Source organism: Streptomyces sp. NPDC050145 (assembly GCF_044460245.1).
Taxonomy (GTDB): domain Bacteria; phylum Actinomycetota; class Actinomycetes; order Streptomycetales; family Streptomycetaceae; genus Streptomyces.
Map to the genome: position 1 here is coordinate 63,480 of NZ_JBITJS010000018.1, position 24,953 is coordinate 88,432.

Annotated in this window: 23 protein-coding genes; 10 read left to right on the forward strand and 13 right to left on the reverse strand. The window is 72.6% G+C overall.

Annotated elements, in window-relative coordinates:
• Position 1: 1 nt before the first annotated feature.
• Positions 2–1,216 (forward strand): acyl-CoA dehydrogenase family protein, encoded by a 1,215-nt coding sequence (locus ACIBTU_RS30910; protein ID WP_399129909.1) that lies wholly within the window; start codon positions 2–4, stop codon positions 1,214–1,216.
• Between the two features lie 279 nt (positions 1,217–1,495).
• On the opposite strand, the gene ACIBTU_RS30915 is transcribed toward ACIBTU_RS30910, so the two are convergent.
• The 3 genes from ACIBTU_RS30915 to ACIBTU_RS30925 are packed head-to-tail and all read right to left on the reverse strand — an operon-like array spanning position 1,496 to position 4,574.
• Complete coding sequence (locus tag ACIBTU_RS30915; protein WP_399129911.1) at positions 1,496–2,101, reverse strand: TetR/AcrR family transcriptional regulator; 606 nt, start codon at positions 2,099–2,101, stop codon at positions 1,496–1,498.
• A gap of 50 nt (positions 2,102–2,151) precedes the next feature.
• On the reverse strand, positions 2,152–3,813 hold the full coding sequence (locus ACIBTU_RS30920; RefSeq protein WP_399129912.1) for a class I adenylate-forming enzyme family protein: 1,662 nt from the start codon (positions 3,811–3,813) through the stop codon (positions 2,152–2,154).
• Positions 3,810–4,574 (reverse strand): SDR family NAD(P)-dependent oxidoreductase, encoded by a 765-nt coding sequence (locus tag ACIBTU_RS30925; RefSeq protein WP_399129913.1) that lies wholly within the window; start codon positions 4,572–4,574, stop codon positions 3,810–3,812. Before ACIBTU_RS30925 ends, ACIBTU_RS30920 begins: the two co-directional genes overlap by 4 nt.
• 177 nt (positions 4,575–4,751) lie before the next feature.
• Here ACIBTU_RS30925 and ACIBTU_RS30930 point away from each other — a divergent pair, with 177 nt between their 5' ends.
• The 3 genes from ACIBTU_RS30930 to ACIBTU_RS30940 all read left to right on the forward strand — a co-directional run bounded on the left by ACIBTU_RS30930 (position 4,752) and on the right by ACIBTU_RS30940 (position 8,502).
• Positions 4,752–6,011, forward strand: a complete 1,260-nt coding sequence (locus tag ACIBTU_RS30930) for an exo-beta-N-acetylmuramidase NamZ domain-containing protein (RefSeq protein WP_399129914.1) — start codon at positions 4,752–4,754, stop codon at positions 6,009–6,011.
• A gap of 190 nt (positions 6,012–6,201) precedes the next feature.
• Complete coding sequence (locus ACIBTU_RS30935; protein ID WP_399130048.1) at positions 6,202–7,446, forward strand: MFS transporter; 1,245 nt, start codon at positions 6,202–6,204, stop codon at positions 7,444–7,446.
• Positions 7,447–7,896: 450 nt separating this feature from the next.
• Positions 7,897–8,502 (forward strand): hypothetical protein, encoded by a 606-nt coding sequence (locus tag ACIBTU_RS30940; protein WP_399129916.1) that lies wholly within the window; start codon positions 7,897–7,899, stop codon positions 8,500–8,502.
• A gap of 76 nt (positions 8,503–8,578) precedes the next feature.
• On the opposite strand, the gene ACIBTU_RS30945 is transcribed toward ACIBTU_RS30940, so the two are convergent.
• From ACIBTU_RS30945 to soxR, 4 genes are all read right to left on the reverse strand, one after another.
• The gene (locus ACIBTU_RS30945; protein ID WP_399129917.1) at positions 8,579–10,303 is read right to left on the reverse strand and encodes an immunity 49 family protein; all 1,725 of its coding nucleotides are present in this window, start codon (positions 10,301–10,303) and stop codon (positions 8,579–8,581) included.
• The gene (locus tag ACIBTU_RS30950; protein WP_399129918.1) at positions 10,281–10,577 is read right to left on the reverse strand and encodes a DUF4180 domain-containing protein; all 297 of its coding nucleotides are present in this window, start codon (positions 10,575–10,577) and stop codon (positions 10,281–10,283) included. The genes ACIBTU_RS30945 and ACIBTU_RS30950 overlap by 23 nt, the downstream gene beginning before the upstream one ends.
• Positions 10,561–11,064 carry a hypothetical protein gene (locus ACIBTU_RS30955; protein WP_399129919.1) on the reverse strand — a complete coding sequence of 168 codons (504 nt, stop codon included), beginning with the start codon at positions 11,062–11,064 and terminating at the stop codon, positions 10,561–10,563. The genes ACIBTU_RS30950 and ACIBTU_RS30955 overlap by 17 nt, the downstream gene beginning before the upstream one ends.
• Positions 11,065–11,173: 109 nt before the next feature.
• A complete protein-coding gene (gene soxR / locus ACIBTU_RS30960) occupies positions 11,174–11,638 on the reverse strand; it encodes a redox-sensitive transcriptional activator SoxR (protein ID WP_399129920.1) in 465 nt (154 codons plus the stop codon).
• A 92-nt stretch (positions 11,639–11,730) separates the two neighbouring features.
• Here soxR and ACIBTU_RS30965 point away from each other — a divergent pair, with 92 nt between their 5' ends.
• A complete protein-coding gene (locus ACIBTU_RS30965; protein ID WP_399129922.1) occupies positions 11,731–12,192 on the forward strand; it encodes a MaoC family dehydratase in 462 nt (153 codons plus the stop codon).
• 54 nt (positions 12,193–12,246) lie between these two features.
• On the opposite strand, the gene ACIBTU_RS30970 is transcribed toward ACIBTU_RS30965, so the two are convergent.
• From ACIBTU_RS30970 to ACIBTU_RS30980, 3 genes are all read right to left on the reverse strand, one after another.
• On the reverse strand, positions 12,247–12,882 hold the full coding sequence (locus tag ACIBTU_RS30970; protein WP_399129924.1) for a TetR/AcrR family transcriptional regulator: 636 nt from the start codon (positions 12,880–12,882) through the stop codon (positions 12,247–12,249).
• A gap of 84 nt (positions 12,883–12,966) precedes the next feature.
• Positions 12,967–13,257: a YiaA/YiaB family inner membrane protein gene (locus ACIBTU_RS30975; RefSeq protein WP_399129925.1), complete on the reverse strand. Its 291-nt coding sequence runs from the start codon at positions 13,255–13,257 to the stop codon at positions 12,967–12,969.
• A gap of 71 nt (positions 13,258–13,328) precedes the next feature.
• Entirely contained in the window at positions 13,329–14,480 is a 1,152-nt protein-coding gene (locus tag ACIBTU_RS30980) for an acyl-CoA dehydrogenase family protein (RefSeq protein WP_399129927.1), read from the reverse strand.
• A 78-nt stretch (positions 14,481–14,558) separates the two neighbouring features.
• Between ACIBTU_RS30980 and ACIBTU_RS30985 the strand changes: the two genes are divergently transcribed.
• The 4 genes from ACIBTU_RS30985 (at position 14,559) to ACIBTU_RS31000 (ending at position 18,193) form a co-directional block, all read left to right on the forward strand.
• Complete coding sequence (locus ACIBTU_RS30985; protein ID WP_399129928.1) at positions 14,559–15,209, forward strand: TetR/AcrR family transcriptional regulator; 651 nt, start codon at positions 14,559–14,561, stop codon at positions 15,207–15,209.
• A gap of 43 nt (positions 15,210–15,252) precedes the next feature.
• Positions 15,253–15,966: an ArsR/SmtB family transcription factor gene (locus ACIBTU_RS30990; RefSeq protein WP_399129930.1), complete on the forward strand. Its 714-nt coding sequence runs from the start codon at positions 15,253–15,255 to the stop codon at positions 15,964–15,966.
• 236 nt (positions 15,967–16,202) lie between these two features.
• On the forward strand, positions 16,203–17,111 hold the full coding sequence (locus tag ACIBTU_RS30995; RefSeq protein ID WP_399129932.1) for a DMT family transporter: 909 nt from the start codon (positions 16,203–16,205) through the stop codon (positions 17,109–17,111).
• Positions 17,112–17,230: 119 nt separating this feature from the next.
• A complete protein-coding gene (locus ACIBTU_RS31000; protein ID WP_399129934.1) occupies positions 17,231–18,193 on the forward strand; it encodes an urea transporter in 963 nt (320 codons plus the stop codon).
• A gap of 12 nt (positions 18,194–18,205) precedes the next feature.
• Here ACIBTU_RS31000 and ACIBTU_RS31005 read toward each other — a convergent pair whose 3' ends face one another.
• The 3 genes from ACIBTU_RS31005 to ACIBTU_RS31015 all read right to left on the reverse strand — a co-directional run bounded on the left by ACIBTU_RS31005 (position 18,206) and on the right by ACIBTU_RS31015 (position 22,191).
• Positions 18,206–19,552 carry an MFS transporter gene (locus ACIBTU_RS31005; protein WP_399129935.1) on the reverse strand — a complete coding sequence of 449 codons (1,347 nt, stop codon included), beginning with the start codon at positions 19,550–19,552 and terminating at the stop codon, positions 18,206–18,208.
• Positions 19,553–19,699: 147 nt separating this feature from the next.
• Positions 19,700–20,782 (reverse strand): Zn-dependent alcohol dehydrogenase, encoded by a 1,083-nt coding sequence (locus ACIBTU_RS31010; RefSeq protein WP_399129936.1) that lies wholly within the window; start codon positions 20,780–20,782, stop codon positions 19,700–19,702.
• Positions 20,783–20,802: 20 nt separating this feature from the next.
• Positions 20,803–22,191, reverse strand: coding sequence for an aldehyde dehydrogenase family protein (locus ACIBTU_RS31015; protein WP_399129938.1), 1,389 nt, complete (start codon positions 22,189–22,191; stop codon positions 20,803–20,805).
• A gap of 200 nt (positions 22,192–22,391) precedes the next feature.
• On the opposite strand from ACIBTU_RS31015, the gene ACIBTU_RS31020 reads away from it, so the two are divergent.
• A complete protein-coding gene (locus ACIBTU_RS31020) occupies positions 22,392–24,953 on the forward strand; it encodes a S8 family serine peptidase (RefSeq protein WP_399129939.1) in 2,562 nt (853 codons plus the stop codon).

A 24,953-nucleotide genomic window follows, 5' to 3' on the forward strand; every position in this document is an offset into this window, starting at 1 on the left:
CATGGACTTCGCATTCGACGCCCGTACCGAGGAACTGCGGGAGCGGCTCCTCGCCTTCATGGACGAGCACGTGTACCCGGCCGAGGCCGTCGCCGCCGAGCAGCGCGCCGCGCTCGACTCGCCGTGGCAGACGCCCGCCGTGGTCGGGGAGCTCAAGGCCGAGGCCCGGCGCCAGGGCCTGTGGAATCTGTTCCTGCCCGACGCCGAGCACGGCGCGGGTCTGACCAACCTCCAGTACGCGCCGCTGGCCGAGATCACCGGCCGCTCCCCGCAGCTCGCGCCGACCGCGCTCAACTGCGGCGCCCCGGACACCGGGAACATGGAGGTGCTGGCCCAGTTCGGCACGGAGGCCCAGCGGAAGCAGTGGCTGGAGCCGCTGCTCGCCGGGGAGATCCGCTCGGCGTTCGCGATGACCGAGCCGGAGGTCGCCTCCTCCGATGCCACGAACATCACGACGCACATCGAGCGCGACGGCGACGACTACGTCATCACGGGCCGCAAGTTCTACATCTCCGGCGCCATGAATCCGGACTGCAAGATCTTCATCGTCATGGGCAAGACGGACCCGGACGGGCCCGACATCCGGCGCCAGCAGTCCATGGTCCTCGTCCCCCGCGACACCCCGGGTGTCGAGGTGCGCCGGGCCATGACGGTCTACGGCTTCGAGGACCACTGGCACGGGGGCCATGCCGAGGTGGCCTTCGACCACGCGCGCGTGCCCGTCTCGAACCTGATCGGCGAGGAGGGCGGCGGCTTCGGCATCGCCCAGGCGCGGCTCGGCCCGGGCCGCATCCACCACTGCATGCGGCTGATCGGCATGGCCGAGCGGGCCATCGAGCTGATGTGCCGCAGGGCCGTGGGCCGCACCGCGTTCGGCAAGCCGCTGGCTCAGCAGGGCGTCGTGCAGGAGTGGATCGCGGACGCGCGGGTCACCGTGGAGCAGCTGCGGCTCCTCGTCCTGAAGACGGCCTGGCTGATGGACACGGTGGGCAACAAGGGGGCCCACACCGAGATCCAGTCCATCAAGATCGCGACGCCGCGGGCGGTGGTCGACATCATCGACAAGGCGGTGCAGCTGCACGGGGCGGGCGGGGTCTCCCAGGACTATCCGCTGGCCGAGCTGTGGGCCGGCGCCCGTACGCTCCGCTTGGCCGACGGACCCGACGAGGTGCACCAGCGCTCGCTGGCCCGGCGGGAACTGAAGCGGTACGTCTAGGCTCGCCGCCGGGTGCGGGTCTCGTCGTGGCTGGTCGCGCCCCGCGGCGGAGCCGCTGATGTCACAGCCCCGCGCCCCTAGAGATGCGCCCTGCGTGCGCTGTCTCCATCAGGCGCTCACACGTCGGGGAAATGCTGCGCGCAGCGCATGCTTTTCAGGGGCGCGGGGAACTGCGCGACCAGCCCCCACCGCCCCGCAGCCGGAGCCGGGCCGCACGGTGGTGCTCGCGGGGCGGGCGTCGGCCGCACGATCCGGCGGCCGAGGCGCTGCTCGGCCGTTCTACGGGCGCAGCGCCCGCAGGAGCAGGTCGGCCAGTTGGTCGGCGAGTTCCTGCGGGGTGAGCGGGCCGTCGGGGCGGTACCAGGTCGACAGGTGGTGGACCGAGCCGAAGTGGTAGTCGACGACGAGGTCGGCCGGGGTCTCGGTGGAGAAGACGCCGGCGTTCTGGCCCTCTTCGATCAGCGCCCGGAACCGCTCGTGGTAGCGGCGCCGCTCGGCCCGTACCTGCTTGTTCTTCTCGGGGCTGAGGTGGTGCATGGAGCGGAAGAAGATCGCCGCGTCGTCGAGGTTCTCGATGGTGGTGACGACCACGTCGGCGGCCGCGGCGCGCAGCCGCTCCTCGACGGGCTGGTCCAGGTCGGCGAACGCGTCGAGCCGCTCCTGCTGGAGGCGCAGCACGCGCGCGTACACCTCGTGCAGCAGGTCGTCCTTGGAGCCGAAGTAGTGGTAGAGGGCGCCCTTGGTGACGCCCGCCGCCTCGACGATCTCCTGCACGGAGGTCCGGTCGTAGCCGCGCTCGGCGAACAGCCGGGTGGCGGCCGCCAGGAGTCGCTGCGGAACCGGCGTCCCGTCGCCGTCCGTCGTCGTCCTGGCCACTACCGCCACCTGCCTTCACTGTCTGTCTCGGTCTGTCCGGGTCACGCTGTCCGTGCGGGTCACACGTCCGCTGAACGCAGCTCCCGCCGGAGGATCTTCCCACTTGCCGTCTTGGGAAGCTCGCGCAGGACCTCCACCTCGCGCGGGTACTTGTAGGCGGCGAGGCGTTCCTTGCAGTACGCGGACAGCTCGTCCGGGGTCGCGTCGGCGCCGGGGCGCAGGCTCACGTACGCCTTCACGGTCTCGCCGCGGTAGGCGTCGGGGACGCCGACGACGGCGGCCTCGCGGACGGCGGGGTGGGTGTAGAGGACGTCCTCGACCTCGCGCGGCCAGACCTTGAAGCCGGACGCGTTGATCATGTCCTTCTTGCGGTCGACGACGTAGAGCCAGCCGTTCGCGTCCATGAAGCCGATGTCGCCGGTGCGCAGTTCGCCGTCGGGGAAGGCCTCGGCGGTGGCGTCGGGGCGGCGCCAGTAGCCGGGCACGACCTGGGGGCCGCGCACCGCGATCTCGCCCTGTTCGCCGAAGGGCACGTCGGCGCCCCGGTCGTCGACGATGCGGACGACCGCGTCGGGCCCGGGCACGCCGACCGCGAGGGTGCCGGAGACGGGGTCGACGGGGGCCTCGACGCCGGGCGGCACGGTGGCGCAGGGTGCGGTGCACTCGGTGAGGCCGTAGCCGTTGTGGATGTACGGGCCGAACGCGGCGCGGAACTTCTCGACGAGCGCGGGCGGCACGGGCGCGCCGCCCGAGGAGATCGAGTCGAAGGACGCGAAGTGCTCGCGGGTGGCCTGCGGCTGGGCGCCGAGCGCCATGAAGGCGGTGGACGGGCCGACGGTGTAGGCGGGCTTGTGCTCGGCGAACGCGTCGAGGACGACGCCGGGTTCGAAGCGGTAGGCGAGGGCGAGGGTGCCCGCGTTGGCGACGCAGGCGACGAGCTCGCAGACCATGCCGGTGATGTGGAAGAGGGGCGCGAGCGCGAAGTAGGTGGCGCCTTCGGCGACGCCGAGGCCGGTGCGCTGGCGTTCGGCGTTGTGCGTGATGTTGCCGTGCAGGTTGGTGGCGCCCTTGGGGGTGCCGCTGGTGCCGGAGGTGTAGCTGATCAGCGCGATGTCGTCGGCGGTCAGCTCGCGGTCCGCGGGCGCGGCGTGGCCGGCCCGGGCGACGGTCAACAGGTCGTCGGCGTCCGCGGGGGCGGGCGTGACGCGCTCGAAGGACAGCACGCGGGTGTCGTTCCGGCTCTGCAGGTCGAGTTCGCAGGCGGTCAGGGCGATGCGTACGGGCGAGTCGGCGGCGGTGTCGCGCAGGTACGCCTCCCAGGCGCGGTCCGCGCAGATCAGGGCGGTGACCTCGGAGTCGTGGAGGACGTGGGCGACCTCGCCCGCCTTGTACATCGGGTTGACCGGGACGACGACGGCGCCGGCCTTGAAGGCGCCGAGCAGGGCGAGCACGAAGTGCGGCGAGTTCTGCAGCATGATCGCGACGCGGTCGCCGCGCTCCAGGCCCCGGGCGGCGAGGTGTCCGGCGACGGAGTCGGAGAGGGCGTCGACCTCGGCGTAGCTGAGGCGGCCGTCGAAGTAGGCGAGGGCCGGGTGGTCGGGGGCGCGGCGCACGGCGTCGGCGAAGGCGTGGACGACGGTGGCGGGCGGGGTGACGGGGGCCTTCTGGGCCTCGCTGAGGACGGCGAGCCAGGGGCGCGCGGCGTAGATCGACTCGGTCACCGGTCGGCCTCCCACTTCTGCTGGATGTGGTTCATGGTGGCGAGCCAGCGGTCCGGGGCGGCGGCGCGGCCCGCGTAGTACCCGGCGACCTCGGGGTGCGGCAGGATCAGGAAGCGGTCCTCGGCCATGCCCGCGAACAGGGCGTCGGCGACGTCCTCCGGCTCGATGGCGGTGGGCGCGAGGACGAGGTCCCCGGCGGATCCGGCCTCGGTGAGCATGTCGGTGCGCACGCCCTGCGGGCAGATGGCGTGCACCTTGACGCCGCGGTGCCGGTAGGTGAGCGAGAGCCATTCGGCGAAGGCGTACGCGCCGTGCTTGGTGACGCTGTACGGGGCGGCGCCGATCATGGTGAGCAGTCCGGCGGCGGAGACGGTGGAGACGAAGCGGCCGCTGCCGCGCTCCAGCCAGTCGGGGAGCAGGGCCTGCGCGGCGCGCACGTGCGCCATCACGTTGACGTCCCAGGCGGCGGCCCACACCGCGGGGTCCGCGGCCTCGGTGCCGCCGGAGGAGAGGCCCGCGTTGGCGCACCAGACGTCGACGGTGCCGCCGAGGGCGTCCCGGGCGTCGTCGACGATCGCGGAGGCGTCGCCGGGGACGGCGGTCGCGCCGATCTCGTCGGCGACCGCGGCGGCCTTGGCGGCGTCGAGGTCGTTGACGACGACGCGGGCGCCCGCGGCGGCGAAGCGGCGGGCGAGGGCGGCGCCGATACCGCCGCCCGCGCCCGTGACGACGACTGACTGGCCCTGCGGACTCTCCACCATCGGTCTCCTTCGGCACGCCGTGACTCAGGTTGCCTCAGCACACTAACCAGTCGGTATGTCGTGAGGAAAGGGGGCGCGGGACACGGATGCGCGCAAGATCCGTTCCCCGGACGGGGTCCGGGGACTAGCGTGCGGCGAGAGGACCAGACCAGTTCCGGCGATCACGGAGGTGCACGGATGAACGTGTCGAGACGGGTGCTGCTCGCGGCGGGCGCGGGGGTGGCCGGCGCGCTGGGTGCGGGGAGCGGCACGGCGGGCGCCGCGACGGTGGACGGGCAGGGGCGCGGGCCGGGCCTGCGGACCGGTTTCGAGCGGCTCGCGGCCGACGGCTACGGGCTGCTGTCCGGGCAGAAGGTCGGCGTCGTCACCAACCCCACGGGCGTGACCCGGGACGTGCGGCACATCGTGGACGTCATGCACGCGGACGACCGCGTCGACCTGAAGGCCGTGTTCGGCCCCGAGCACGGTTTCCGCGGGACGGCGCAGGCGGGCGGCTCGGAGGGGCGCTACGACGACCCGGCGACCGGACTGCCGGTCTACGACACGTACTTGAAGAGCGGTCAGGCGCTCGCGGACATCTTCACGGCGTCCGGCGTCGACACGGTCGTCTTCGACATCCAGGACGTGGGCGCCCGCTTCTACACGTACATCTGGACGCTGTACGACTGCATGGAGGCGGCGCGGCTCGCCGGGAAGAGGTTCGTCGTCCTGGACCGGCCGAACCCGGCGACCGGGCGCGACGCGTACGGGCCGGTCCTGCACAAGGAGTTCGCGACGTTCGTGGGCCGGCGGGAGATCGCGCAGGCGCACGGCATGACGGTCACGGAGCTGGCGCGGCTGTTCAACGCCGAGTACCTGGACCAGCCGGTCGAGCTGGCCACGGTGACGATGACGGGCTGGAAGCGCCGCGACTTCTACGACGCCTCGGGCCTTCCGTGGGTGCCGCCGAGCCCGAACATGCCGACCGCGGACACGGCCCTGGTCTACTCGGGCACCTGCCTGTTCGAGGGCACGAACCTCTCCGAGGGGCGCGGCACGACCCGCCCGTTCGAGCTCCTCGGCGCCGAGGGGATCGACGCGCGCTGGGCCGCCGCCGCGAACGAACTCGCGCTGCCCGGCGTGCACTTCAGGGAGGCGTACTTCGCGCCGACGTTCTCCAAGTTCCAGGGCAAGACAGTGGGCGGCGTGCAGATCCACGTCGACGACCGCGAGGCCTTCGATCCGGTCCGCACCGGGGTCGCGCTCCTCGTCACCGCCAAGTCCGCCTGGAGCGGCTTCGCCTGGCGCTCCGACAACTGGATCGACAAGCTCACGGGCTCGACCCAGGTCCGCACGATGATCGACAAGGGCGCGACCGCGGACGAGGTGGTCCAGGGCTGGCACGGCGAACTGGAGAAGTTCCGCGCGGTGCGCCGCCCGTACCTGACCTACAAGTAGGCGCCCTCGCCCCCTCGCGCCCTCGAAAGGGGGCAGGAGCCATCTCAATCCCCGGGACACCCTGTCTCGGGGATTGACTGCATACTGCACCGACCGCGACAGTGCAGCCGTGCTCAAAGACGACCCCACCAGGGAAGAACCAGCCCAGGACGACACCACCCCGGCCCCCGAACCGGAGCGCCTACGACGCGTGGCGGTCGCCAGCTTCATCGGTACGGCCATCGAGTTCTACGACTTCTACGTCTACGGAACGGCCGCCGCCCTCGTCCTGAACGAGGCGTTCTTCCCCAACCTGTCCTCCCTCAACGCCACTTTGGCCTCGTTCTCGACGTACGCCGTCGCGTTCGCCGCCCGCCCGATCGGTTCGCTGGTCTTCGGTCACTTCGGCGACCGGATCGGCCGCAAGTCGGTCCTCGTGGCCTCGCTGCTCCTGATGGGCCTGTCGACGGCCTGCGTCGGCCTGCTGCCCGGCTACTCCACGCTCGGCGTCTGGGCCCCGCTGCTGCTCGTGCTCCTGCGCTTCCTCCAGGGCGTCGGGCTCGGCGGCGAGTGGGGCGGTGCGGCGCTGCTCGCGGTGGAGCACGCGCCGCGCGGGCGGCGCGGCCTGTTCGCCGCGTTCCCCCAACTCGGCCCGTCCGTCGGATTCTTCGCGGCGACCGGCATCTTCTGGCTGCTCTCCGCGTCCCTCTCCGACGACGCGTTCCAGGCCTGGGGCTGGCGGATCCCGTTCCTGCTGTCCTTCCTCCTGGTCGCCGTCGGCCTGTTCGTCCGGCTGAGGATCAGCGAGACGCCCGTGTTCGCCAAGGTGATGGCGGACCAGGAGGCCAGCAGGGCGCCGGCCCTTGAGGTGTTCAAGCAGCACCCGAAGGAGATCCTGCTCGGCGCGGGCGGCATGGTCGTCGCGTACGGCCTCTTCTACACCGCCACCACCTACTGCCTGGCCTACGGCACGAAGACGCTGGGCGTGCCGCGCGGCACGATGCTCGCGGTGTCACTCGTGGCCTGCCTCTTCCTGGCGGCCGGCACCTGGCTCGCGGCGACGCGCTCGGACGCGCGCGGGCGGCGCCGCACGGTGCTCTTCGGCTCGGGCCTCGCGATCGTGTGGGGGCCGGTCCTGTTCCTGCTGATGGACACCGAACAGCCGGTCCTGATCGCGCTGGCGCTCGGCGGCGCCCTGTTCTGCATGGGTGTGGTGTACGGCCCGATGGGCGCGTACCTGCCGGAGCTCTTCTCGGTCCGGGTGCGCTACTCGGGCGCCTCGTTCGCGTACAACCTGGGCGGTGTGCTGGGCGGCGCCGTCGCGCCGCTGGTGGCGACGCGGCTGCAGGGCTCGTTCGGCTCGTCGTCGGTGGGCTGGTACGTGAGCGCGATGGCCGTGGTCTCGCTCCTGTGTGTGCTCGCGCTGCCGGAGACCCGCGAGCGCGAACTCGGCTGAGGACGCCACGCGAGCGGTGGAGCGGCCGGGCGGATGCCCGGCCGCTTCGTCGTTCCCGTGCGCCGGCCGGCTGGGCAGGTCTGCGCCAGAGGCGGTCCTGACCTGCGGCGCAGCCGGCGCCGCACTCGGTTCCGCAGCGCCAGGAACCTTTGATGCGGGGTGGGCCGTTCTCCTTGTCACGGGTGTTGACCGATGGAGGAGTCGTTGAAGAACGGGGAGAGCCCGTCGTAGGGACCGTAGAGATGAACATGCGTCACGTTTTCAGGATCGCCACAGGGATCACAGAGAGACTCCCCGGACCCACGAGGTGCCGCTGATGGCATCCATCCGGAATCGGATGGATACCGGCGCCCCGCGGAGGGATCCGAATCGCGTGTCGATACGTCTACTCGGCAACGTCGCTTCATGGCTGCGGCGACGCCGACGTACGTGTGACGGAGGTGCAGGGCGATGGCCGGATTCCGGAGTCTGGCAAGACAGGTGCGCGACACGCGCAACGATCTGGCACTGCGGCGGTACTCACTGCGCAAGTGCCTGGAGAGGTTCGCTCCTTACGGGCACCGGGCCACCTGGGACCATCTGTGCTCCCGGGCCGGCTTCGGCCCCGAGGACCGCTCCCCCGACCCGGCCCGCCTGGTCGCGGCCCTGGAGGAGCTGGAGGAGGCGCGGGCCGTGTGGCTCGCGTACGAGGACGACTTCGCCGAGCGGCGGCGCAAGGAGAAGCACGACGGGCTGCGCCGGCCGGGCAGCACGGACGACTGGCACCGGCTGACCTGGGGCGGTTTCGGGGTCGCCTGGTGCGACGACCCCACCGTGCACCCGGACGAGCCGCTGGCCGACGTGCTGCGCCGGCTGATCTCCGCGCTCGAGCGGGAGCCGGGCCGCGCCTGCCCGGTCTGCGCGGGCGACGACGGCCTGGCCTGGAAGCACGATCTGGCGCACGAGCCGTCCTCGGGACCGGTGTGCACGCACTGCGGCATCGTCGTCCCGCGCCCGGTGCTCACCCCGACGGCCCTCGCGCAGGCCCGGCGCTCCCGGATGCTGGTCTCGGCGTAGGCCCGGTCCGTACGGCGCGGCGGGGGTGCGGACCGGTCGAGGCGCACCCCCGGATTCGACGGCTGCGGGCGGGAGTTCAGCCCGGGATGTGTTCGAGTCGCTGCCGGTCGAGCAGGTACTTCGGCAGGTACGGCCGGTCCATGTCCAGCGGGAAGTCCATGTCGTGGGCGAGGCAGGCGAGGGCGAGCGGGCCGAGGGCCACGCGGGCGCCCGGCGCGGCCGAGTCGCCCCAGTACCGGGCGTGATGGCCGAGCGCCGCGGTGAGCGTCTCGCCGAAGGCCTCGTGGTCCTGGGTGAGCAGCCGGTGGAACAGGGCGACGGGCTGGTAGTCGACGAGGTCCAGGAAGTCCTTCGGCGTGCGCGTCGACGCCTCGGGGTGCGAACGCTCCATCGTGGTGACGAGCTTGGTGACGACGTCGTCCGTGGGGCGGCGCAGCCAGTGGCTCTGCAGGGTGTCGATCCAGTGCAGGACGTAGTCGTCGACGGGCCCCGCGGCGCGCAGCGTGTCGAGCGGCACCTCGCACAGTCGCGTGGTGCGGTCGCGTTCGCGGGTGACGAGGGTCAGGTAGAAGGCGTCGAGCCAGGCGCGGGCGTCGCCGCGGACCTCGGTGCCGGTGGCGGGGACGGTGTGCTCGGTGTCACCGAGCATCAGGGTCACGGCCTTGGTCTCGGTGAACAGGGCGGTGCCCAGCTGGAGCGCGGCGACCCACGCGTCCCAGGTCTCGACGCGGTCGGCGTCGGGATCGGCCTCGGCGCTCGCCTGCGCGAGGAGCACCGCGTCGGTGAACGCGTCGGGCAGTCCGTCCGGTGCCGCGTCGAGCGCGTCGATCGAGGCGGCGAGCGACGCGGTGAGGGCGGGCACCTCGACGGGCCGGGCGGAGCCGACGAGCCGTCCGGCGCGGTCCAGGCCGCGCAGCAGCCGCAGCACGTCGACGAGTTCGGCCGGGGGCTGCTGGCTGATGGTCTGCCGCTCCTCGTCGATGACGGTGAGCGAGGTGAGCCGGCCCTCGTGCCACCAGTACACGCGCGGCGACAGCGATCCGGGCCCCTCGTCGTGGGCGCGGACGGCGTACGTGGCGAGGTCGTTGACGGCGTCGACGGCGCTGCCGTCGGTGATCGGGTGGAAGGCGAGCAGGTGCCGGGTGGGGACGACGACGAGCGCGCCCGCGCCGGGCAGCCGCCGTCCGGTGACCTCGGCGGCGAGCTCGGGCAGCAGCAGCGCCTTGCTCGCGACGAACACGGAGTCCCCGTACACGGAGTGCAGGACGGGGTGCCCGTCGAGCCGCACCTCCTCGTGGCGGAACGGCTCGCGCGACAGGTTGCGGCCCGCGGCCTCCCACAGCGCGTCGGGGTCACCGGCCCGCGCCACGTCCTGGTCGTTCAGCAGCCGCACGGTGGTCGGGGCGTCGAGGGCCAGCGCGAGGTTCAGGCCGGGCGCGACGGCGCGCATGTAGCTGAACCGATCGGCGCCGTCGGCCGGTACGGCGCCGGGCGCCACGAGTCGCATGCGCGTGCCGGCGAGCAGTTCCTCGGCGCTCTCGCCGCCCTGCGAGGCCTCGGCGAGGTGCGCGAACTGCTGCTCGACCAGCTCGGGCCAGGCCACCTCGGGCGTGACCCGGCAGCGCTGCGCCAGGTTCGTCAGCGGGTGGCGGTGTCCGGCGACCGCCACGGTGTCCCCTTCGAAGGCGGGCGGCGTCCCGTGCCGCCGCTCCAGGGCGGCGGCGACGAGGCCGCGCAGGCGGTCGGCCTGCGCGGTGGTGAGCACGGGCAGATGAGCGTCAGGCGTGTCGTGTGGTGTCACGGGTCGACTCTACGAGGCGCGCCTCGAGCGCGTCGGAGGCGGCGAGGAACCAGAGTTGACTCCCCCGGTTCGACTCGCGCACGAAGTCGCGCAGCGCGGTGCGCGCGGCGGTCCGCTCCTCGATGTCGCCGAGAACGGCCGGCCCCACACGGTAGTTGGCGAACTTCTGGACGACGTCGCCCTCGATCCGGGTGCGCAGCGTGAAGAAGGCGTCGCCGCAGCGCTCGGCCGGGACGGCGACCCACTGGGCGCCGGTGTCAGGGCACCATGACATCCGTCTGTATCGCCATCTTGAACTCGGCGAGGGCCAACGGTACGGCGATCCCGGTGTCGGAGGCGCGGGCGCTGATCTTGAGGCCGACCGGGGTGCCCGGGTGGACGAACATCTGCCAGGTGTACGAGCGGTACTGCCCGCCGCCGGTGGCGGAGATGTCCGTGGTGCCGGTCGAGTCGTAGCCGGTGGACTCGCCCAGCGGGTCGCGCACGAAGCGGGCCCGGTACTCGGTGGCGCGGTCGTCGGCCTCCCAGAAGACCAGCGCGGACAGCGTGGCCCAGCCGTCGTGGCTCGGCCGGATCAGGCCGGAGTGCGGGTCGGGGTAGTCGGGGCCGCCGGCCGGGTCGTGCATCTTCCAGGGGTCGTAGGACTCCTCGGCCGCCGCGTAGGGGAAGCGCACGAGGTGGTAGCCGTCCTTGTCGTACGTGATCTTCTGGGCGCCGGACCGGGCCGCGTCGTACTTGAGCGAGCAGATCGCGAGGGACATGGCCAACAACTCCCTTGTCGTCGGACCGGCGACCGTAACAGGGGCGGATCACCCGCTTCCAGCGGCTTTTCGGCCGTACACGCGGCCGGGTGCGGCTACCGGGTGCGGCTCAGGACACGCGGCGTTCGCCGAGCAGCCGGGAGCCGGTGAGGCGGTCGCCGAAGACGTCGTCGGGGTTGGACAGGACGCAGGTGTCCAGGGAGAGACAGCCGCAGCCGATGCAGTCGGTCAGATGGTCGCGCAGGCGGCTGAGCTGCTTGAGCCGCTCGTCGAGCTCGGCCCGCCAGGTCTCCGAGAGGCGCGCCCAGTCCTCCTTGGTCGGGGTGCGCTCCTCGGGGAGCTCGGCGAGGGCGTCGCGGATCGTGGCGAGCGGGATGCCGACGCGCTGGGCGGCCCGGATGAAGGCGACGCGGCGCAGGGTGTCGCGGCAGTAGCGGCGCTGGTTGCCGGAGGTGCGGCGGCTACTGATCAGGCCCTTGGACTCGTAGAAGTGCAGGGCGGACACGGCGGCGCCGCTGCGGGCCGAGAGCTGGCCGACGGTGAGCTCGTGGATCTTCTCCGGAATCTGAGGCACCCGCCCGAGCCTAGTCCTCGGCCGTGGACGTTGTTAGCATGCCGAGAAGACTGAGCAAGCGCTTAGACATACGGACACGGAGGCCACTGAACATGGCGGAGCCGCGGGTTTTCAAGAGTGTCGACGAGCTGAAGGGCGCCGTGGGCGAGCAGCTCGGGTACAGCGACTGGGCCGAGATCACGCAGGAGCGGATCAACCTGTTCGCGGAGGCCACGGGTGACCACCAGTGGATCCACGTCGACCCGGAGCGCGCCAAGGACGGCCCGTTCGGCACGACCATCGCCCACGGGTATCTGACCCTGTCGCTGCTGCCGCTGTTCGGCCCGCAGCTGATCACCGTCGAGGGCATGAAGATGGGCGTCAACTACGGGACGAACAAGGTGCGCTTCCCCGCCCCGGTCCCGGTCGGCTCGCGGCTGCGCGCGAGCGCGACGATCACGAACGTGGAGGACGTGGCGGGCGGCGTCCAGGTCTCGGTGGCCTTCAGCGTGGAGCGCGAGGGCGGCGACAAGCCGGTGTGCGTCGCCGAGTCGGTGTCGCGCTACTACCTCTGAGCGGTCCTGACGCGGGGCGGCCCTGACACGGGGCGGTCCTGACACGGGGCGGCCCTAGCGCGGGGCGGCCCCCACCATCCTGAGCACGAGGTCGGCGTAGAGCGCGCCGACCTCGTCGGGGGTGCGCCGCCCCTGCTCGTTGAACCAGCGGGCCACGTCGATGCACAGCGAGAGGATCGCGACGGTCGTGCCGGACACGTCCGGGACGTCGAACTCGCCGGAGGCCACGCCGTCCGCGATGATCTCGCGCACCGTGGCGTCGCTGCGCCGGCGCAGGTCCACGATCTCCGGCCGGTGCTCCTCGCCGAGCGAGTCCAGCTCGTACTGGACGACGCGGGCCGTCATGTGGTGCGCGGCGTGCCAGCGCACGAAGGAGCGCACGGCCTCGGCGAGCCGGTCGGCGGCGGTGCCGTCCGCGTCGGCGGCGGAGCGCAGCACCTCGAGCGCCTTCTCGTGGCCGATCCGGCTGATGCGGAGGAGGAGCTCCTCCTTGGTCTTGTAGTGGATGTAGAGCGCGGCCGGGCTCATGCCGGCGCGGCTCGCGATGTCGCGGGTCGTCGTGGCGTGGTAGCCGCGCTCCGCGAAGGCCTCGACGGCGGCGACCAGGAGTCGCCGCGCCGCGTCCGGGGTGACCTCGCCCCACGGCATCCCGTCCGCGGCCTGGGTGTCGGCCCGCTCGTCGTGCGTCATCGCTGCGCTCGCTCCTCCCGTGGGGTGTGGGGGCTCACCATACCTGGCATGGTGAGCGAGCGCTTAGGCCGCGCGGGGTCCGGCTCAGACGACCGGCTTGAACGGGTCGTGCTCGGCGAGGATCTTGTCGAGGCGGGCCTGGTCGACCCGGCTGACCAGCTGGTCGGCCTCCTGCCGGTCCCGGACGACCTTGGCCAGGGTGAACGCCGAGGTCGTGAGGTACAGGACGGCGATGGCCAGGAAGGCCCGCACCCAGCCGCTCGCGTCGAGGCTGTAGATGCCGATGCCGGTCGCCCCGAGCGCGACGCCGAAGGACGCGACGGCCTGGCCGTAGTAGGCGGTGGTGTTGCGCTGCTTGACCGTTGTCTCACTCATGCGGGACAGCTTCGGGCGGATGTGGCTGCCGTCACATCCGCTCCGCTACCTAGGTACGTACTCAGGTGCGCTCAGAACGCGGAGACCCCCGTGAGTGCGCGGCCGATGATGAGCTTCTGGATCTGGCTGGTGCCCTCGTACAGGGTCATGACGCGGGCGTCGCGGAGCAGCTTGCCGACCGGGTACTCGTCGATGTAGCCGTAGCCGCCGAAGACCTGGAGGGCGTTGTTGGCGCAGCGCACGGCGGCCTCGGAGGCGTAGAGCTTCGCCTTCGAGGCGGCGGTCGCGAACTCCTCGCCGCGGTCGATGAGATCGGCCACGCGCCAGGTGAGCAGCCGGGCCGCGTCGACGTCGACCGCGATGTCGCTGATCAGCTCCTGCACCAGCTGGTACGAGGCGATGGACTTGCCGAACTGCTCGCGCTCGCCCGCGTATCCGACGGCGGCGTCGAGGGCCGCCTGGGCGATGCCGACGCAGCCTGCGGCCACCGACATGCGGCCCTTGGCGAGCGCGGACATGGCGATCGAGAAGCCCTTGCCCTCCTGGCCGAGCAGCGCGGTGGCGGGGACGCGGACGTCCTCCAGGACCAGTTCGGCGGTGGCCTGGCCGCGCAGGCCGAGCTTGCCGTGGATGGTGCGGCGGGTCAGGCCGGGGGTGTCGGTGGGGACCAGGAAGGCGCTGACGCCCTTGTGTCCGGGGGCGTCGGTGGAGCGGGCGAAGAGCAGGACGACATCGGCCCAGGTGCCGTTCGTGATGAACATCTTGGAGCCGTTGATCACGTAGTCGTCGCCGTCGCGCACGGCCCGCGTCGTCAGGTTCCCCGCGTCGGAGCCGGTGCCGGGCTCGGTGAGGCCGAAGCAGCCGAGGGCCTCGCCCGCGGTGAGCCGGGGCAGCCAGGCCCGCTTCTGCTCCTCGGTGCCGTAGGACTGGAGCGTCTTGGAGACCAGGCCCAGGGAGACCGAGACGATGCCGCGCACCGAGGAGTCACCGCGCCCGAGCTCCTCCGTGACCAGGCAGTACGCGAGGTGGTCGCCGCCCGAGCCGCCGTACTCCTCGTCGATGGTCAGGCCCAGGAAGCCGACCTCGCCGAGCTTCTTGACGATGCCGCGGTCGACCTCCTCGGCGCGGTCCCAGGCCACGACGTTCGGCGCGATCTCGCGGTCGACGAAATCCTTGGCGAGCCGGCGTACGGCCGCCTGCTCCTCGCTCAGCTCCAGATCCACGGCCCGACTCCCAGGTGTGCGCGAGCACCAATAAATTAGCACTGCTAGTTTTTCGCTGTCAGCCCTACTATGTGCCGCATGGCCCGACCGCGCAAGCCCCTGCTGAGCACCGACCGCATCGTCGACGCGGCCCGCGCCCTCGTCGACGCCGAGGGCCTCGCCGCCGTCTCGACCCGCCGGCTCGCCGCCGAGCTCGGGGTGAGCGGCCCGTCGCTCTACAACCACTTCCGCACGAAGGACCAGATCCTCGGGGCCGTCGCCGACTCGGTGAGCGTGCAGGTCGACCTGTCGATGTTCGACCCCGAGGACGAGCGGGACTGGCGGACGGCGCTGCACGACTGGGCCGTCTCCTACCGGGCCGCGCTGCGCGAGCATCCGAACATCGTCCCGGTGATGGCGCAGGGCCCCGGCCGCCGTCCGGCCGGACTCCGGCTCGCCGACGCGGTGTTCGGCGCGATGGTCGACGCCGGGTGGCCGCCCGCGCAGGCCACCTCCATCGGCGCCCTGATGCGGTACTTCGTGATGGGCTCGGCGCTCGGCTCGTTCGCGGGCGGCTTCGTCGACGACGAGGCGGCGTACGACCCGGCCGACTACCCGCACCTCGGCCAGGCCCATCTGCTCGCGGAGCGGCAGGAACAGGTCGACGAGCGGGCCTTCGAGACGGGGCTCGCGGCGCTGCTCGACGGTCTCGCCGTGCAGTACGCGCAGCTGACGGCGGCCACTCCCTGATATTGCGGCGACGGCCGAACCGTCGCGGGCCCATCCTGGGGTCATGGCTGCTTCCCAGGAACCCGGCGCCCCTCGACTCGCGGCGCTCGCCGCGCTGTTCGCCGACGAGACGCGGGCCTCGTGTCTGCTCGCGCTGCTCGACGGGCGGGCCTGGACGGCGGGCGAGCTCGCGCGGCACGCGGGCGTCGCCCCGTCCACCGCGAGCGAGCACCTCGGCCGGCTCGTCGCGGGCGGGCTGCTCGCCGAGGAGCGTCAGGGCCGGCACCGGTACGTGCGGCTCGCCGACGCGCGGGTCGCCGAGCTGGTCGAGAGCCTCGCCGGGTACGCGGCGCCGGGCGGGGGCTCCTCGCGGGACCGGACGCTGCGGGCCGCCTCCCTGCGGGACGCGCTGGCGCGCGGGCGGACCTGTTACGACCATCTCGCGGGGCGGCTCGGGGTCGCGGTGACCGAGGCGATGGCCGGGCGCGGGCTGCTGCGGGTCGACTCCGGGTTCTCGCTGACGGAGGCGGGGTTCGCGTGGTTCCGGTCGCTGGGCATCGCACTCGGGGAAGGGGGCGGGCGGCGGCCTCTCGTACGGGGGTGTCTGGACTGGACCGAGCGGCGGCCTCATCTCGCGGGGGCGGCGGGTGCGGCGCTCTGCTCGCACGTGCTTGCCTCCGGCTGGGCCGAGCGAATTGGTTCGGGGCGGGCCGTTCGGCTCACCGGGGCCGGGATCCGTACGCTCCGCACCGAACTCGGCCTTCCCGCGCCGGACTGACGCTCGTCCTTCGTCTGCGGGCCGGTGGGGGCTGGTCGCGCAGTTCCCCGCGCCCCTGAAATGCAGACCCTTCGGGTCGCATTTCCCCGATGAGCAAGCGCCCGATGAGCAAGCGCCCGATGAGATCGCGCACGAAGTGCGCACCTCAGGGGCGCGGGGAACTGCGCGACCAGGCACACACGGCCCGCGCTCGCCCACCCTCACCAACCACCCACGAACAAAGGAGCCACCCCACCATGAGAACCCTGCGATCCGGGCCGGCGGCAGCCGCGGTCACTGTCACCCTGTGGGCCTCCGCCTTTGTCGCCATCCGGAGCGCCGGTGCCCACTACTCCCCCGGCGCCCTCGCCCTGGGGCGGCTGCTGGCGGGCGCCCTCGTGCTCGGGGTGATCTGCGCGGCCCGGCGCGAGGGCCTGCCCCCGCGGAGCGCCTGGCCGGGGATCGCCGTGTCGGGCGTGCTCTGGTTCGGGGTGTACATGGTCGTCCTCAACTGGGGCGAGCAGCAGGTGGACGCGGGCACGGCGGCGCTCGTCGTGAACATCGGCCCGATCCTCGTGGCGCTGCTCTCCGCCCGGTTCCTCGGCGACCCGCTGCCGCCCCGGCTGCTCGCGGGCATGGCGGTGTCGTTCGCGGGCGCCGTGGACGTCGGCCTCTCCCTGTCCGGCGAGGGCCGCGCCTCCGTGCTCGGGGTCGGCCTGTGCCTGATCGCGGCCGTCGGTTACGCCTGCGGCGTCGTCGCGCAGAAGCCCGCTCTCGCCCACGCGAGCGCGTTGCAGGTGACGACGTTCGGCTGTCTGATCGGGGCGGTGGCCTGCCTGCCGTTCACCGGGCAGCTGGTGCACGACGCGGCCCGCGCGCCCGCCGAGGCCACGCTCGGGATGCTGTACCTGGGCGTGTTCCCGACCGCGCTGGCCTTCACGACCTGGGCGTACGCGCTGGCCCGCACGACCGCGAGCCGGATGGGCGCGACGACGTACGCGGTGCCCGCTCTCGTGGTGCTGATGTCGTGGGCCGCGCTCGACGAGGTGCCGGGCCCGGTGACGCTCGGCGGCGGGGTGCTGTGCCTGGCCGGGGTGGCGGTGGCGCGATCGCGGCCCCGGAACGCGGTGAAATCGGCCCCCGCGCCCGCCACGTCCCAGAAGTAGCTGTACAGTCCCTCCGCCCGGACTTGGGCAACATGGTCGTCACGCGGGAGCGGCACATGGCAGGCGTGGTGGACGCCGCAATTCACCCCGAATCGGGGCGTAGTTGGACTTCGGATTGCATGCAGTTCGCACTGCGGGTGCTGCGGGGACTGGGTCAGGTGACCTTCGTACCGCGCGCGCTGACCGGCGCCCTGTTCGTCGTCGCGCTGTTCGCCGCCGGGTGGGAGTACGGGCTGTACGGGCTCGGCGGCGCGGTCGTCGGGACGGGGATCGCCGCCCTGCTCGGGGTGGAGCGGGAGCGGGTCACCCAGGGGCTCGAGGGCTTCAACTCCTGCCTGGTGGGCGTGAGCTGTGCCGTGTTCCTGCGCCCGGAGCGTCCGGCGACCGTGCTGGTCGCGCTGCTCGGGTGCGCCGTCGTGACCGTGGTGACCGCCGCGGCGGGGCGGGCCCTCGACACGTTCGGGCTGCCCGCGCTGACCCTGCCGTTCTGCGCGGTGGCGAGCGCGGTGGCGCTGGCCGCGCCCGCGTTCCCCCGGGTGTGGACGGGGGGCGGGCTCGCCGCGCTGCCGGGCCCGGTGGAGCTCGGCGCGCAGGGTCCGGGCCCCGCCGAGCTGGCGCAGGGGTTCCTTGCGGGTTTCGGCCAGATCTTCCTGATGCCGCAGTGGTACGTGGGGGCGTTCGTGTTCGCGGGGCTGCTCGCCGCGGGGCCGCGGGTGGCCGGGGTCGCCGCGCTCGGCAATCTCGTGGGCATGGTGACGGCGGGGCTGCTGGGCACGCCCGCCGAGCGGCTCGCCGAGGGCACGTCCGGGTACAACGCGATCCTGGTGGCGCTCGCGCTCGGCGGGGTGTTCCTGGAGTTCGGGCCGCGGACCCTGGTCTACGCGCTGGCGGGTGCCGCCGCCTCGACCGCGTTCGCCCCGGCGCTCGGGGCGCTCACCGCTCCGGCCGGCGGGCACGCGCTGACCTGGCCGTTCGTGCTGGTGACGCTGGCGTTCCTGGCCGCGGCACGCTCCTTCCCGAAGCTGACGGAGCGCGGATCCGGGCCCGCCCCGGCGCAGGCGGACCCGGATCCACAGCCGTGAGGTGAGGGCGGGTCAGGAGCGGTCCGCCGCCCGGCCCGCGAGGACCTTGATGGACGCCAGGGCGATCACGGCGAGCCCGATGATGTAGGCGGACACCGCGAGCGAGGTCCCGCTCGCCTCCAGGAGCAGCACCATCACGAACGGTGCCAGGCCGCCGCCGAGCACCGCCGCGATCTGGTAGCCCAGCGAGGCGCCGGTGTAGCGCATCTCGGGGGTGAACAGCTCGGCGAACAGGGCGGCCTGGGGCCCGTACATGATGCTGAGGAAGCAGCTCGTGACGAAGGTGCCGACCGCGAGCCAGAGCAGTGAGCCGGTGTCGATCAGCAGGAACATGGGCACCGCCCACACCGCGAGTCCGGCCGCGCCGAGGGCGTAGATGCGGATGCGGCCGATCCGGTCGGACAGGGCCGCCGCGGCGGGGATCAGGACGAGCTGGGTGAGGCTGACGCAGAGCGAGACCGTGAGGACGGCCTCGCGCTTCATGCCCAGCTCGCGGGTCGTGTAGTCGAGCACCCCGGTGATCAGGATGTAGAACGTCGCCGTGTTCACGGCGAACGAACCGCCCGCGAGGAACACGGTGCCGAGGTGCCGGCGCAGCACCGTACGCAGCGGGGACTGCGCCGATGCCTTCGCCTTCTCGCCCTCGGCGAGCTTGCGCTCCGCCTCCTTGAACTCGGGGGTCTCCTCGACCCGGGTGTGGATGTAGAAGGCGAGCGCGAGGACCAGCAGGCCCACCAGGAACGGCACGCGCCAGCCCCACGCGGCGAACGCGGCGTCGGAGGTGACGGCGCCCGCGACGAGGAACACGGTGTTGGCGGTGATCACGCCGATGGGCACGCCGAGCTGGACGAGGCTGCCGTACAGCCCGCGCTTGTTCTCGGGGGCGTACTCGGTGGCCATGAGCATGGCGCCGCCCCACTGCGCGCCGACCGCGATGCCCTGCACGACGCGCAGCAGGACCAGCAGGATCGGTGCGGCGACGCCGACGGTGTCGTACGTGGGGAGCAGGCCGATGCAGGTCGTGGAGAGGCCCATCAGCGTCAGGGCGAGGACCAGCATGGGCTTGCGGCCGCGCTTGTCGCCGAAGTGGCCGGCGATGATGCCGCCGACGGGGCGGGCGAGGAAGCCGACCGCGAACGTCGCGAAGGAGGCCAGTACGCCGGCGGTGGGGCTGCCGGAGGGGAAGTACAGGTCGCCGAGGACGAGGGCGGCGGCGATGCCGAAGACGAAGTAGTCGTACCACTCGACGGCGGAGGCGAGGGCGGCCGCGGTGGCGACCCTGCGCCGCTGGCGGTTGCGGCTCTCCTCGTCCGTCGTGGGGTGGGTGGTGCCGGGGCGGGCGGAGGGGGCTGAGGCCATGCGGGCACACTCCGGGGATGTTCGGGGGACGGGTTCGCGGCGCCGCGTTCCGGGGACCGTACCGACCGGCTGGTATGGCGTCAACGGGTTGGGCGGCGCCGAATTTCCCGACGCCGCCCAGGGGTGCTTCCGCCGTACTCGTCCGGGTCAGAACACCACCAGGGCCCGGCCTCCCTTGCCGGCCAGCATGTTGTCGAACGCCGCCGGGATCCCGTCCAGCGCGATCCGCTCCGTGACCAGCGCGCTCAGGTCGAGGCGGCCCGCGCGCACGTGCGCGGCGAGGACGGGCAGGTCCACGGCCGGGTCGGAGTTGCCGTAGACGCAGCCGGACAGGGTGCGGCCCCAGTGGAAGAGCTCCAGGGCGTTGAAGGTGACCTGCTGGTCCTTGCCGCCGATGCCGACGACGACGGTGCGGCCGCCGCGCCGCGTCGACTCCCAGGCCGTACGGATGGTCACGGCGCGGCCCACGCACTCCACGGCCACGTCGACGCCCTGCTTGCCGGTGAGGGCGCGGATCTCGCGGGCCGTGTTCTCGGAGGCGACCACGTAGTCCGTGGCACCGGCGCGGCGGGCCAGCTCCTCCTTCTCCGGGGAGACGTCGACCGCGACGATCTTCGCGGCGCCCGCGATGCGCGCCGCCTGGAGCGTGGCGAGGCCGACGCCGCCGACGCCGTACACCGCGACGGTCTCGCCCTCGCGGACGCGGGCGGCGTGGTGGACGGCGCCGTAGCCGGTGAGGACGGCGCAGCCGAGCAGGGCGGCGTCGGTGAGCGGGACGCCGTCGGGGACGGGCAGGACGCAGCGGGCGGCGACGACGGTCTCCTCGGCGAACGCGGCGACGTTCAGGCCGGGGTGCAGGTCGCTGCCGTCGGACGACCGCTTCGCGTACACGTCGCCCGCGCCGGTCAGCGCGTCGGCGCAGAGCCACACCTCGCCGAGGGAACAGGCGTGGCAGCGGCCGCACGAGGGCGCCCAGTTGAGGACGACGCCGTCGCCGGGGGCGACGTGGGTGACGCCCTCGCCGACGGAGACGACGGTGCCGGCGCCCTCGTGGCCGAGGACGGCGGGGACCGGCACGCGCATCGTGCCGTTGGTCAGGGACAGGTCGGAGTGGCAGACCCCGGCGGCGGCCAGCCGGACGCGGACCTGTCCCGGTCCGGGTGCGGGCAGGTCGATGTCGGTGATCTCCAGCGGGGAGCCGACGGCGGGCAGTACAGCGGCGCGGACCATGATGCGTGCGGCTCCTGGGGCTAGAACTGGAGGGACTTGGTCTGGAGGTACTCGCCGAGGCCGTGCGGGCCGAGCTCGCGGCCGACGCCGGACTGCTTGTAACCGCCGAACGGGGCGAGCGGGTTGAAGCGGCCGCCGTTGATGTCGACCTGGCCGGTGTCCATCCGGCGGGCGAACGCCACGGCCTCCGCCTCGTCGCCGGCCCAGACGGCGCCGGCGAGGCCGTAGACGGTGCCGTTGGCGATGCGCAGGGCGTCGTCCTCGTCCTCGTAGCGGACGATCGAGACGACGGGGCCGAAGATCTCCTCCTGGGCGATCGTCATCTCGGGGGTGACGTCCGCGAAGACGGTCGGCTCGACGAAGAAGCCGCGTTCGCGCTCGGTGTCCGGGCCGCCCGCGACGAGGCGCGCGCCCTCGGCGACGCCCTTCTCGATGTAGCCGCGCACGCGGGCCTGCTGCTTGGCGTTGACGAGCGGGCCGATGCGGTCGCCGTACTTGGCGGCGGCGGCCGCGGCGAGCTCGACGGCCTCCTCGTACCGGTCGGTGTGGACGAGCATCCGGGTCCAGGCGCTGCAGGTCTGGCCGGAGTTGCCCATGACGTTGGCGACGCCGACGCCCACGGCCTTGGCGAGGTCGGCGGAGGGCAGGATCACGTTCGCGGACTTGCCACCGAGTTCGAGGGCGACGCGCTTGACGGCGGCGCCCGCGGTCGCGCCGATCTGCCGGCCGACGGCGGTGGAGCCGGTGAAGGAGACCAGGTCCACGTCCGGGTGCTCGGCGAGCGCCTGGCCCGCGACCGGGCCGAGGCCGGTGACCAGGTTGAACACGCCCGCCGGTACGCCCGCCTCGTGCACCGCCTCCGCGAACAGCTGGGCGGTCAGCGGGGTGTCCTCGGCCGGCTTGAGCACGACCGTGCAGCCGGCGGCGAGCGCCGGGGCGACCTTCGCGACGATCTGGTGGAGCGGGTAGTTCCAGGGCGTGATCGCGCCGACGACACCGATCGGCTCGGCGTACACCGTGGAGTTGCCGATCTTCTCCTCGAAGGCGTACGTGGCGGCGAGCTCGGCGTACGAACCCGCGACCAGGATCGGGACGCCCGCGTGCACCGCCTGCGAGAACGCCAGGGGTGCGCCGAGCTCGGCGGTGACCGTCTCGGCGATCTCGTCCTTGCGGGCCACGAGCACGTCGCGCAGGGCGGCGATGCGGGCCGCGCGCTCGGCGGGCGGGGTCGCGGCCCAGCCCGGGAGCGCGGCGCGGGCCGCGCGGACCGCCGTGTCGACGTCCTGCGCGGTGCCGGCCGGGACCTGGCCGATGACCTGCTCGTCGGCCGGGTTGACGACCGCGATCGTCTCGCCGCTCGCCGCCTCCCGCCACGCGCCGTCGATGTACATCCCCTCGTGGGCCTTCATGGCTCTCCTCCCGGTACCGCGTGTGTCGTTCTGGTCGTTCCGGTCGTCCTGCGCCCCAAACTAGCGGTGTTAGTTTTCGGGCGCCAGGGACGGCCCGGAGACTGGCCGGAGACCCCGGTCACGCGGCCGGTAATTCCCCAGTAACGGCCGCTTCCTAGCGTGCGCACTCCCCCGCTTCCGTTCCTGGAGGAGTGCCCCCGATGCACCTGCCCAGACCGCCCCGGCGCAGATCCGCCCCATGGGCGGCGGCCGCGCTGACCGCGACCGCACTCGTCACCGGCACCCTGCCGGCCGTCGCCGCCGGCACCCCGTCCGCGGCGCACACCGCCGAGATCGACTCGGCGCTGACCAGCGCTGTGGCCAAGGGCGGCGAAGCGAAGTTCTTCGTCGTCCTCGAGGACCAGGCCGATCTGGCGACCGCCAAGAAGCAGTCCACGCACGCGAAGGCCGCCGCGGCCGCGTACAAGGCGCTCAGGACGACCGCCGAGGACAGTCAGAAGTCGCTCGCCTCCTTCCTCGACCGGGAGAAGGTCGGGCACAAGGACTACTGGATCGCCAACGCCGTCCAGGTCACCGGCGACCAGAAGCTCGTCGACGAGCTCGCACGGCGCTCCGACGTGAAGAGGCTCGTCAAGGCGCGCACCTACAAGCTCGACGACATCGAGACGTCCGACGCCGAGGTCACCGGCGCGCGCACCGCCGCCGACGGCGGCACGGTCAGCGACGCCTCGCCGACCTGGGGCGTCTCCGACATCAAGGCCGACCAGGTCTGGGACCGGTACCAGGACCGCGGCGAGGGCATCGTCGTCGCCAGCGTCGACTCCGGTGTGCAGTACGACCACCCGGACCTCGTGGACAACTATCGCGGCAACGACGGCGACGGCACGTTCACGAACGACTACAACTTCTACGACCCGTCGGGCGAGTGCGCCACCAGCACCACCCCGTGCGACAACGCGGGCCACGGCACCCACACCATGGGCACGATGGTCGGCAAGAACGGCATCGGTGTCGCGCCGAACGCCAAGTGGATCGCCGCCAAGGGCTGCGAGACGGACTCCTGCTCGGACGAGAACCTGCTCGCGGCCGGCCAGTGGATCCTCGCCCCGACCGACCACAACGGGCTGAACCCGCGCCCGGACCTCGCCCCGAACATCGTCAACAACTCGTGGGGCGGCGGCGTGACGACGTTCTACAAGGACGTCGTCGAGGCGTGGAACTCCGCGGGCATCTTCGAGGCGTTCGCCGCGGGCAACGACGGTGACGGCAAGACCTGCTCCACCACGCGCGCCCCGGGTGCCCAGGACACGTCGTACGGCGTCGGCGCCTACGACTCGACGGGCACGATCGCCAAGTTCTCCGGCTTCGGCCCCTCCCCGGTGGACGGCTCGGCCAAGCCCGACATCTCGGCGCCCGGCGTGAACGTCACCTCGGCGTGGCCGGGTTCCTCGTACAACACCATCAACGGCACGTCGATGGCGACCCCGCACGTCGCGGGCGCGGTGGCCCTGCTCTGGGCGGCCGACCCGTCGCTGATCGGCAGGATCGACGAGACCCGCGCGCTGCTCGACCAGGGCGCCCGTGACGTCGACGACACGCACTGCGGCGGCACCGCCGGCATGAACAACGTCTGGGGCGAGGGCAAGCTCGACATCCTCGCCTCCGTCGACGCCGCCTCGCACAGCGCCGTCACCGTGTCCGGCAAGGTCACCGACCAGGACACCGGCAAGGCGCTGAACAACATCACCGTCAGGACCTCGAGCGCCGCCTCCGGCACCCGTACGGTCACCACCGGCTCCGACGGCTCCTACCGGCTGACGCTCGCCCCGGGCACGTACGACTTCACGCTCTCCGGCTACGGCTTCCGGCCGAGGACTCTCTCCGGCGTGGAGCTGAGCACCGGCTCGCCCCTCGCCCAGGACGTCGCGCTGACCGCCGCCCCGTCGCACGCGGTCACCGGCACCGTCCTCGACACCACCGGCAAGCCCCTCAAGGGCGCGACCGTCGAGGTCAACGGCTCGCCGCTCGCCCCGGTCACCTCCGGCGCCGACGGCACGTTCACCCTGCCGAAGGTCGCCGAGGGCACGTACGCGCTGTACGTGAAGCCGGCCCAGCCGGTGCTGTGCAACGGCGTCTTCACCGACACGCTGACCGTCGACGGCGACGAGACCCGCACCGCCCGGCTCCCGGCCCGCCCCGACGCCGCCGGCCACACCTGCGCCCCGGTCTCCTACTCCTGGATCCCCGGTGCCGACAAGGTCTCCCTGAGCGGCGACGAGGACGCCAAGACGGTCCCGCTGCCCTTCCCGGTCTCCTTCTACGGGGTGAAGTACTCCAGCGCCGCGGTCACCACGAACGGACTGATCAACTTCCTGTCGCCGCGCATCGGTGACTACGAGAACGAGGCGCTGCCCTCGGAGGCCCAGCCGAACGGCATCGTCGCCCCGCTCTGGGACGACCTGGCCCTCGACAAGAAGTCCAGCGTGCAGACGGCGACCACCGGCACCACCGGCAGCCGCAGGTTCGCCGTGGTCTGGAACAACGTCCTGTTCGCGGGCTCCACCGACCGCGCCACCTTCGAGGCCGTCTTCGACGAGGCCACCGGCGCGATCACCTTCCAGTACAAGTCCGTCCCGGGCAGCGGTTCCTCGGCCACCGTCGGCATCGAGAACCAGGCCGGCGACGACGCCCTCCAGTACTCGTACGACCAGGCCGTTCTGACGAACGGTTCGGCGATCCGCATCACGCAGGGAGCCAAGTGA